Raw genomic sequence first — 9,059 nt, forward strand, 5'->3', positions numbered from 1 at the left:
GGGGCTGGGAGGACTGGTGGGATTGACGAGGCGGCGGCCGCGGCGGCCACCAAGCAAGGCCCGCACCGTCCGCTGCTGCACACGACCTGCGGCAACGAGACCGATCCCTACCTCGCGTGCAGCGCCTGCCACGAGCCGATCGCGGCTTCGAGCCTGGTGCCGCTGGTGCCGCTGGTAGCGAGTGGGCAGCACTCAGCGTACCGTCTATGAACACAGACGTTCATATACAGTCGGCAGACGTCAGGGGGTCAGCACGTGCCAGGCCGTTGGGGAAGGCAACGCGGTGAAGGTTCTTCCGACGCCATGTACGCACTCGGCTTGCGTCTCTTCAGACAGGGGCAGTCCCTCGAAGCCGAGTCGCCGCTGCGCGAGGCGGCCGACGCGGGCAACGTGAAGGCCAAGACCCTGCTCGGCGTGCTGCTCCACCAGCGAGGGCAGCGCTCCGAGGCGGAGCCTCTGCTCCAGGCGGCGGCCGAAGCAGGCGACGCCGACGCGATGGAGATGGTCGCCTTCCTCCTGCGCGAACGAGGCGAGCACACCGAATCCCGGCGCTGGCTGGAACGCTCGGCCAACGCCGGCAACCCGCACTCGATGGCGAAGATGGGGCAGCTGCACCAGGACGAAGGCGCCACCGCCGAAGCCGAGCGCTGGTACAAGAAGGCCGCAAAGACCGGCCACGCCGACGCCGCGTACAACCTCGCGTGCCTCCTGTTGCGCCGAGGCGAGGACAGCAAGGCCGAGCAGTGGGCCTGGCGCGCCGCAGACGCCGGCAGCCTGGAAGCGAAGAAGACTCTGCTGGCCCTCGCCGCAAAACGCAGGCGCGACAGACACGGCGAGGAGTTCCTGCGGCGGCGGTGACGAGGCGGCCGCGGGCTTGGCAAAGCCGCAAGCAATAGCCGTCCGCAGCCGCCTAGCCCGCAGAACGCGCGATGCCGTCTTCGCTCAGGTGGAAGTAGACCGTCCCCGACCGCCAGGGCCCGTACTCTGTCATCTCCGAAGCGAATGCGACGTCCTGGACCTCGACAGAACCCAGCGCCTCGATCGAGTCGGCCAACCTCCGCAACAGCGCCGGCACGCTGTCGCAGCCGGGACCTTTGGGGTTGGCCTGCGAGAAGTGGCGAATGGTCCAGGACTCCGAAGTGCTCGACATGGCTCGATCGTAAGCGCGCCCTTCACGGCCGTTGAACCCACGCGGACGGGAAGAATCCGGTCGGCGAGAAGCCCTGGTCCCTGATAACGATTCAGCCAAGTGCAGGCGCGCGCCATTGCGCTAAGCCCGCCCTTTCGCTGGTGTGCACAGTGCACTGTTCCATCGGGGTGTTTTCCCAGACTAGGAGTCAAATGAGCACCCGCAAACGTGCCACCCGCGCCGGCGCGCTCACCCTCGCGATAGCGAGCGCGTTCACCCTGGCCGCATCATCCGTCGCGTCCACCGTGACGTCCGCCGGCATCCAGGGGTCCGGCAAGAGCGTGCAGGCGCGCCCCATGACCTGGGGCAGCCGGGACGTGGCAGACCTGCCGACGCCGCTGCCGACCTCGCAGTGTCTGGCGCAGCTCGCGATCAACTGCTACAGCCCACTGCAGTACCGCAGCGCGTACGACCTGAACCGTGTGTATCAGGCCGGGATCACCGGCCGGGGGAAGACGATCGTGATCGTCGACTCCTACGGGTCGCCGACCATCCAGAACGACCTGAACGTCTTCGACAAGCAGTGGGGTCTGCCGGACACCAAGGTGGACATCCGGCAGTTCGGGACCATCCCCGCGTTCGACCCGACGAACTCGACCATGATCGGGTGGGCCGAGGAGACGACGCTGGACGTCGAGTACGCGCACTCGATGGCGCCCGGTGCGAAGATCGTCCTGGCCGAGACCGCGGTCGCCGAGACCGAGGGCGTCACGGGCCTGCCGGAGATGATGAACGCTGAGAAGTCGCTCATCGACGCCGGGGTGCCCGACGTGATCTCGCAGAGCTTCACCGCCACCGAGGACACGTTCCCCGGGTTCGCCCAGCACGACTTCTCGTCGCTGACGAACCTGCGGTACGCGTTCAAGGACGCGGCGGCGCACCATGTGACGGTGCTGGGCTCCTCCGGCGACAACGGCGTGACGAGCCAGACCCTCGACGGCAACGGCTTCTTCCCGTACGCGGCGAACTCCTGGCCCTCGTCGGACCCGCTGGTCACCTCGGTCGGCGGCACCTACCCGGCGATCGACGACACCGGCAAGCGGCTGGCCCCGGACGTCACCGGCAACGACAACAACCTGCTCGACCCGGGCGGCGTGGTCGGCGGCGGCGGGCAGTCCCACGTGTTCAAACGCCCGGACTTCCAGAACGGCGTCAAGAGCGTGGTCGGCGCCCAGCGCGGCACGCCGGACATCTCGTTCAGCGCGACCCTGTCGGGCGCGGCGTGGGTGTACTTCACCTTCACCCGCCCGGGCTGGCACCTGATCGCCGGGACCAGCGAGTCCTGCCCGATCATGTCCGGCATCGTCGCGCTCGCCGCCCAGGCGGCCGGCCACCGGCTCGGCACCATCAACCCGGCCCTGTACCGCCTGGGCCGGCTGTCGACGAACCCGGCGTTCGGCAAGTTCACCGGCATCCAGGACGTGACCGTCGGCAACATCAGCGACAACGGCGTGACCGGCCCGAGCGCGGGACCCGGCTACGACATGGCGACCGGCTGGGGCACCATCGACGGGGCCTACTTCGTCCCGGCGCTGGCGTTCGCCGCGTCCACGGAGGGCGACCACGGCGACTGACGCGTGATGTTCGCATCAGTACTGCCAGACCTGGCCGGCCGCGCCCTCGGGTGCGGCCGGCGAGGTCTTCCCGGCGAGGTCTTCTTCGGAGGGACGGTCCCGGACGCCGGAATCCGACCACTGATCACGGCTCACGGCTCACGGCTCACGGCTCAGAGGCGGGAGCGTTGACCGCCACCCTGCCGCTGTATATAAGAACTCTGTGATGCTCTCTCCGCGCCTTCATCGCCCCGCCCGAGCCGCGACGGCCGCCTTGCTGCTGGCCGCATCGGCGGGCGCCGCGGTGGCGTACTCCCCGCCGCGCGCCGCCGCGACCACGCTGATCCCCTACCAGTTCATCGCCAAGACCTACACCGAGGGGCTGGGGCGCGTACCCGACCAGGCCGGCTGGGGCATCGAGCTCTACGACTTCCAGACGAACGGGTGCACCGCCCAGGTGCTCGCCGGCGAGGCGAACCGGGTCCTGGAATCGGCGGAGTTCGCCAACCTGAACTACTCCAACCCGGCCAAAATCGAAGTGGCGTATCGCACGATCCTCAATCGGGAGCCCGACTCCGCCGGGTACACGTTCTACTTGAACTACCTGAACGGCGGCTCGTCCTGGGCGTCGATGCTCACGTATTTCGAGGCGTCCCCGGAGTTCACCAACCTCGCGGCCACGATCTGCTCCACGCCCGACTACGGCTTCGGAACCGGGGCGCCCATAGCGCTGTCGCCGACCGGGACCGGATACTCCGGGACCGAAGCCGGCCTGCAGTCCCTGCTGAACAGCACGCCGTACGGCGGCACCGTCAACCTCGCCGAGCGCGCGCTGATCCCGCTGACCTCCACGCTCGTCGTGCCCGCGGGCGTCGCTCTCACCACGTACGGCGAGGTGCCGTCGGTGGGCCAGAACTACGCGGAGCTGGGCCGCCTGGCCCGGCAGCCCGGCTGGAGCGGCGAGTCGGTGCACCTCAGCGGCGGCGCGAACCTGAATCACGTCTGGGTGGACGGCGACCGGCTGCGGGAGTCGGGCTACGACCGCCTCCGGTTCAACATCATCGCCTACGGCGGCTCCGGGACCACCATCCAGTACGACCGGATCGGCAACACCGCCGGCGCGACCGACCTGGAGCTCCAGGGCGTCTCCAGCGGCTACCCCTGCAGCGGCGCGGTGGTGAGCCACAACCTGGTCGACGCGTACACCAGCACCCACAACGCCACGTCCCCGTCCGACGGCATCAGCGACGGCTGCGAGGGGTCGCAGGTCACCGGCAACGGGGTGGTGGACGCCAGCGACGTCGCGATCATCCTGTTCGCCGGCACCGCCACGGTGCCGCAGGCCAGCACGGTCTCCGGCAACTCCGTCGTCCAGTCCGGACACGGCGCCAACGCCCTGCTGGCGACGGACGGCTCGACGGGGCAGACCAGCGGCACCCCGCGCTGCCGTTCCAGGGCTCGTCGGTCCACGACAACACGATCTGGACCAGCCCGACCGCGATCTCGACGTTCGGCGTCGCCGACGGCACCTACGGCTGGTTCGGCACCAGCGCCACCTCCGGCACCGGGGCCAGCATCACCAACAACACCAGCGGCAGCTACTCGGTCACCGCGAACACCGGCATCGCCGTGTCGGGGATGCTGAACACGACCGTCACCGGCAACACGATCACGTGGAACAACGGTACCGATCCGCTCAACCCGTCCTGCCCGTACGCCGCGGTGGGCGCTTCGGTCTCGGCCGGCTATGCCTCCGGGACCATTCAGCAGCCTTACACCAACCAGCTCTACACCAAGTGCATCTTCTGGTGAGAACAGCTCGTCCCCGGAGTCCATATGAACTCCGGGGACGAAACCAGGCCTGGCTCTGAGGCCGCTGCTAATCAGGGGATCTCGCAGCCGTCCGGCCCGCACACCGCGCCCTCGGGCGCCTCGCCGACGACCTTCAGCGCCGGCGTCCGCGCGGCCCAGGCCTCCTGCAGCGCCTGCGTAAACACCTCGGCAGGCTGACCGCCGGACACGCCGAACTTCCGGTCCAGGACGAAGAACGGGACGCCGTTCGCGCCCAGCGCCTGCGCCTCCTGCTCGTCGGCGCGCACGTCGGCGGCGAAGGCGGTCGCGTCGGCCAGCACGGCACGGACTTCGGTCTCGTCCAAACCGGCCTGCACCGCCAGCTCGACCAGCCGCTCGTCGTCGAAGACCGAGCGCTCCTCGGCGAAGTTGGCCGCGTAGGCCAGGTCCAGGAGCTCGTTCTGCTTGCCGCGCGTCTTGGCGAAGTGCAGGACGCGGTGGATGTCGAAGGTGTTGCCGTGGTCGCGGCCCTCGGCCAGGTACCCCAGACCGGCGTCGGCGGCGTTCGCCGCCACCCGCGCCTCGGCCTGCTTGGCCTGCTCCAGGCTCATGCCGTACTTGCCCGCCAGCATCGGGAGGACCTGGACCGTGTCGCCCTTGGCGCGCTGCGGGTCCAGCTCGAAGGAGCGGAAGACCACCTCGACGTCATCTTTGTGGTCGAAGGCCTGCAGGCCCTGCTCGAAACGCGCCTTGCCGATGTAGCACCAGGGGCAGGCGACGTCACTCCAGATCTCGACGCGCACGGCGGTTCACTTCCTTATTACTAGGGGCGGGTCACTACTGGCGGTTCACAGTTGAGATGCGGGCCCGGAGGGGGTAGGGCCCGCACGCTTTGTTCAACGGTGAACTACCACGCGGAATTCCTCGCGCCTACGTGACCCGAGCCACGTGAGCCGCGCCACCTGAGCCGCGCCACGTGACCTCGGCTACACAATCCCAGCCCCAGCCCCAGCGTCAGACGTGCTCCACCCGCGCGACGGGCTCGGCGCCGGCCAGTTCGGCGCGGCTGCTGACGCCGAAGCGGCGGAAGAGGCGGGTCAGGTTGCCCTCGACTGCCTTCACCGATACCTGGAGGGCGGCTGCTATCTGGCGGTTTGTCGCGCCGGAGCGGACGAGTTCCACGATCTGGCGCTCGGTCGCGCTCAGGGGTTCGGCCGGGGTGTCCAGGCGGGCCAGGCGGCCCTGGACGAAGCGGAGCCAGGGGCCGCAGCCGGCTGCGGCGTAGGCCGTCGCCGCCGATTCCCAGGCGGTGCGGGCTGCGGCGCGGCGGCGGGCGCGGCGCTCCAGCTCGCCGAGGGTGACTTCGGCGCGGGCTATCTCCAGGGGGTAGGGGTGCTCGGCGGGGATGGCGGCGCGGAGGCGGTCGGCGGCTTCGCGGGCGTCGGCGGCCAGGCCGTGGCGCAGCAGGCGGGCCCGGGTCAGGCCGAGCTTCACCACGTCGCGCTCCAGGCGGCGCGCCGCTTCCTGCGCCTCGTCGAGGATGCGGTCGGCGGCGGAGAACGAGCCGCAGCGGGCCAGGGTCTCGGCGAGGTCGGCGTCGACCAGGAACGTCGCCGGGTCGACCATCCCCACGTTGCGCATCAGGGTCCTGCCGCGCGCCAGGTGGTGCGCGGCCTGCGACGAGCGGTCCAGCAGGAGTTCGGCGCGGCCCAGGAAGGCGTGCGCGTAGCCGGTGAACTCCGAGTCGCCGGACGCGGTGCCGGCCTCTATGGCGCGCTGGGCCACGTCGACGGCGGCCTCGGCGCTGCCGTTGGACAGCTCCGCCGCGGCGGCCAGGATCAACGCCTGCACGCTGGAGGACCCGGTCTCGGCCCGCAGCCGGCTGCCCAGCAACGCCGCCTCGTGCGCCTGGCGGCACTGGCCGGCGCGCTCGTTGACCGACGCCACCAGGTGCAGCACGTCGCCGAGGTCGCGCAGCCGTCCGGCACGCTCGACATCGGCACGCAGCCGGGCCGCGGTGGCGAGCGCGTCCGCGACGTCGCCGCGACGCAGGAACCAGATGATCAGGGACTTGCGGACCGCGATGGACGGCAGGGTCAGGTCGCCGCCCAACCCCAGGGCCTCCGCCTCCTCCAGCGACTCGATGGCGCGCTCGGGATCGGTCTGGATCTCGGTCGGCACGCGCATCGCGATCGACTCCGCGCGCAGATTGCGGTCGCCGGTGGCAAGCGCGTACTCCTCGGCGCGCGCCAGAGCGGTCAGCGCGGCCTCGACGGAGCCCGAGCGGAAGGCGTGGTCGGCACGCTGGAGACTGACACGCGCCTGCAGGTCAGGACGTCCGGCGGCATCGGCCTCGGCGGCTTCGAGCAGGGCGGCCTGCGCCGTTATGTCGTCGTCGAGCTCGACCAGGAGCAAGCGCGCACCGACGCGGCACGCCGGGTCCGGACCGGCCGCGACGGCTTCGGCCGCTTCCCGGGCCTGGCGCGGCAGCCCGGCGTCGAAGGCGGCGCGGGCGGCTTCCAGGAAGCGGTGCGCGGCTTGGACTGCTGCGGCCGGGCCTGTGTCGGCGTCCGTGTCAGGGCTCGTGTCAGGGCTCGTGTTGGAGCCCGGGTCAGAGCCTGAATCAGCGTCCGCCAATGCCGCGCTGCCATTCGCCAGCGCTTCGCCGACTTCCGGGGACGCCGACGGCGGTTCGGCGTACGCGGCGTTTACCGACGTCGCCGACACGCTGTCGGTACCATTCGCCGCCCCCACGCTGCCGTTCGCCGCCGACCGCTCGGCCGGCGTCCGCTCGGCCGCCATCCGGTACAGCTCCGCAGCCGTCCCCGGCGCCCCGCGGTGCACCGCGATCCGCGCCGCCCCCTCCAGCTCCGCAGCCAGTTCCTCGGTGGCCTCCGACGTCGCCAGCGCGTGGTGCCGGGCCCGCTCCAGCGGGTCGTCGTGCGCCTGCGCGAGCTTCGCGTGGCATTCCTGGCGGGCCTCTATATCAGCGTCCGCATACACGATCTCGCGCAGCAGCGGATGCGCGAACCGCGGCTCCAGGTCCCGCCCCGACACGATGATGCCCGAGGCCAGCGCCTGGGACAGGCCCCACTCGTGGCCCGCCAGCAGCTCGCGCGGCGGACGCGCGGCCGTCGAGATCAGCAGCAGCGCGTCGCGGGCGGCCTTCGGCAGCGCGTGCAGGCGGTCGGCGAGCAGCCCCCGCAGCCGTTCGGGCACCAGCAGCGGATCGCCTTGCTGCACCACGGTCCCCGATCGCAGTGCGGCACGGCCCAACTCCAGCGCGTAGAACGGGTTCCCGCCGCTCGCGTCCCGGATCCGTTGCGACAGCTTGTCCGTGGGACGCAGCCCCAGCCGGGTCCGCAGCAGCTCCGAGACCACCGGACCGGGCAGGTTGCCCAGGGCGATCTCGACGGCGTCCTCCGGCAGGAGTCCCCACCACGTGGGCTCCTGGCCCTCCGACAGCCGCTCGGCGGCCAGCACGCGCACACGGCTGCCCTGGCGCCGGCGCACCGCGAAGGCCAGCACCTCGGCGGTGGCCGAGTCCAGGCAGTTCACGTCGTCCAGGATCAACAGCACCGGACGTTCGGCGGACAGCGCGCGCAGCGCCTCGACGACCGCCACGCGGATCGCGAGCTGGTCGGTGGCCGCGCCGTCCGGGACCGAGCGCATCAGCACGCCGTCGAAGGCCGGGCGCAGGTGGTAGGGGACGACTTCGGGCTGGGAGGCGACGGCGTCGGAGAACAGGTCGTACAGGCCCAGATACGGCAGCCACGACTCGGCCGCCGCCGAGGCGCTGCGCAGCACCAGCTGCCCGGCGGCCGCGCACGCCGAGCCGATCGCGTCCAGCAACGCCGATTTGCCGATCCCGGCCGGGCCGCTCACCAGGACCCCGCCGCCGGCGGCCAACGCCGCCATGCATTTCTCGAGCGTCTGCTGCCGGCCGAGTATCGCTGGTGCGTCCTTCACGCAAGGAAGTGTCCTCCCGTGCGCGGCCTATTGGCGAGTCCGAAGTACCGGCTCGTGCACGGAGCGTCTCTGACATGCGGCGAAATGCCTTATGTCCGATTTCTCCGGCTATTCCCTTGACAAATCAATTACTAGATATAGAAGGCGCAGCTACCTAGCGCGTTGTTATCTTTTCGTGACCATCTCAGCGTGCTTTTCCCGGGGTCGGCCCGCTACGGTCGCCTACCAGGCACGCCGGTCCTAGACCCGGAAATCGGGACACCGGCGCCTACGCCGAATCCCAAAAGCGCGCAAAGCGCCGGACGGGAACCGGGGACCCACGTCCCAATGGGGTGAATCCGCTTCCGAAGTGGTAGGGCAGCCTCTTTCGCCCGAACCCGTCAGCTAACCCGGTAGGCGGTCAAAGAGGAAGAACACAACGTACATGCGCACTCCCCTGGTGCTCGGCCGCCGTTCCCGCGGCCTGACCCTGACCGCCGCCGCCCTCGGCGCGGTCGCCGTCCCGTCCCTCGCCTCGGCGGCCCCCGCCCTGGCCGCGGCCCCCCACGCCGCTCCCG

At 70.6% G+C, this 9,059-nt stretch carries 7 protein-coding genes, 1 pseudogene and 1 riboswitch; of the genes and pseudogenes, 5 read left to right on the forward strand and 3 right to left on the reverse strand.

The features are described from left to right. Together GWK61_RS57880 and GWK61_RS50035 are read left to right on the forward strand one after the other, a co-directional pair. Positions 1 to 210: pseudogene (locus GWK61_RS57880) on the forward strand (hypothetical protein); the annotation flags it as partial. Between the two features lie 108 nt (positions 211 to 318). Beyond that, positions 319 to 858, forward strand: coding sequence for an SEL1-like repeat protein (locus GWK61_RS50035; RefSeq protein WP_194920904.1), 540 nt, complete (start codon positions 319 to 321; stop codon positions 856 to 858). A 52-nt stretch (positions 859 to 910) separates the two neighbouring features. On the opposite strand, the gene GWK61_RS50040 is transcribed toward GWK61_RS50035, so the two are convergent. Further along, positions 911 to 1,150 carry a hypothetical protein gene (locus tag GWK61_RS50040; protein WP_194920905.1) on the reverse strand — a complete coding sequence of 80 codons (240 nt, stop codon included), beginning with the start codon at positions 1,148 to 1,150 and terminating at the stop codon, positions 911 to 913. A gap of 191 nt (positions 1,151 to 1,341) precedes the next feature. Here GWK61_RS50040 and GWK61_RS50045 point away from each other — a divergent pair, with 191 nt between their 5' ends. From GWK61_RS50045 to GWK61_RS50055, 3 genes are all read left to right on the forward strand, one after another. Next, positions 1,342 to 2,763, forward strand: coding sequence for a S53 family peptidase (locus GWK61_RS50045; RefSeq protein ID WP_194920907.1), 1,422 nt, complete (start codon positions 1,342 to 1,344; stop codon positions 2,761 to 2,763). Between the two features lie 205 nt (positions 2,764 to 2,968). Further along, positions 2,969 to 4,387, forward strand: a complete 1,419-nt coding sequence (locus GWK61_RS50050; RefSeq protein WP_194920908.1) for a DUF4214 domain-containing protein — start codon at positions 2,969 to 2,971, stop codon at positions 4,385 to 4,387. After that, positions 4,381 to 4,554, forward strand: a complete 174-nt coding sequence (locus tag GWK61_RS50055) for a hypothetical protein (RefSeq protein WP_194920909.1) — start codon at positions 4,381 to 4,383, stop codon at positions 4,552 to 4,554. The genes GWK61_RS50050 and GWK61_RS50055 overlap by 7 nt, the downstream gene beginning before the upstream one ends. Positions 4,555 to 4,625: 71 nt before the next feature. Here the strand turns inward: GWK61_RS50055 and GWK61_RS50060 are convergent, their stop codons facing one another. Both GWK61_RS50060 and GWK61_RS60320 read right to left on the reverse strand, forming a co-directional pair. Continuing rightward, a complete protein-coding gene (locus tag GWK61_RS50060) occupies positions 4,626 to 5,336 on the reverse strand; it encodes a DsbA family oxidoreductase (protein WP_194920910.1) in 711 nt (236 codons plus the stop codon). Between the two features lie 211 nt (positions 5,337 to 5,547). Continuing rightward, positions 5,548 to 8,502: a helix-turn-helix transcriptional regulator gene (locus GWK61_RS60320; RefSeq protein ID WP_194920911.1), complete on the reverse strand. Its 2,955-nt coding sequence runs from the start codon at positions 8,500 to 8,502 to the stop codon at positions 5,548 to 5,550. A gap of 261 nt (positions 8,503 to 8,763) precedes the next feature. Then, a riboswitch (cyclic di-AMP (ydaO/yuaA leader) is annotated at positions 8,764 to 8,915 on the forward strand. The last annotated feature ends 144 nt before the right edge of the window (positions 8,916 to 9,059 follow it).

Source organism: Catenulispora rubra, from assembly GCF_015356825.1.
GTDB classification, from domain to species: domain Bacteria; phylum Actinomycetota; class Actinomycetes; order Streptomycetales; family Catenulisporaceae; genus Catenulispora; species Catenulispora rubra.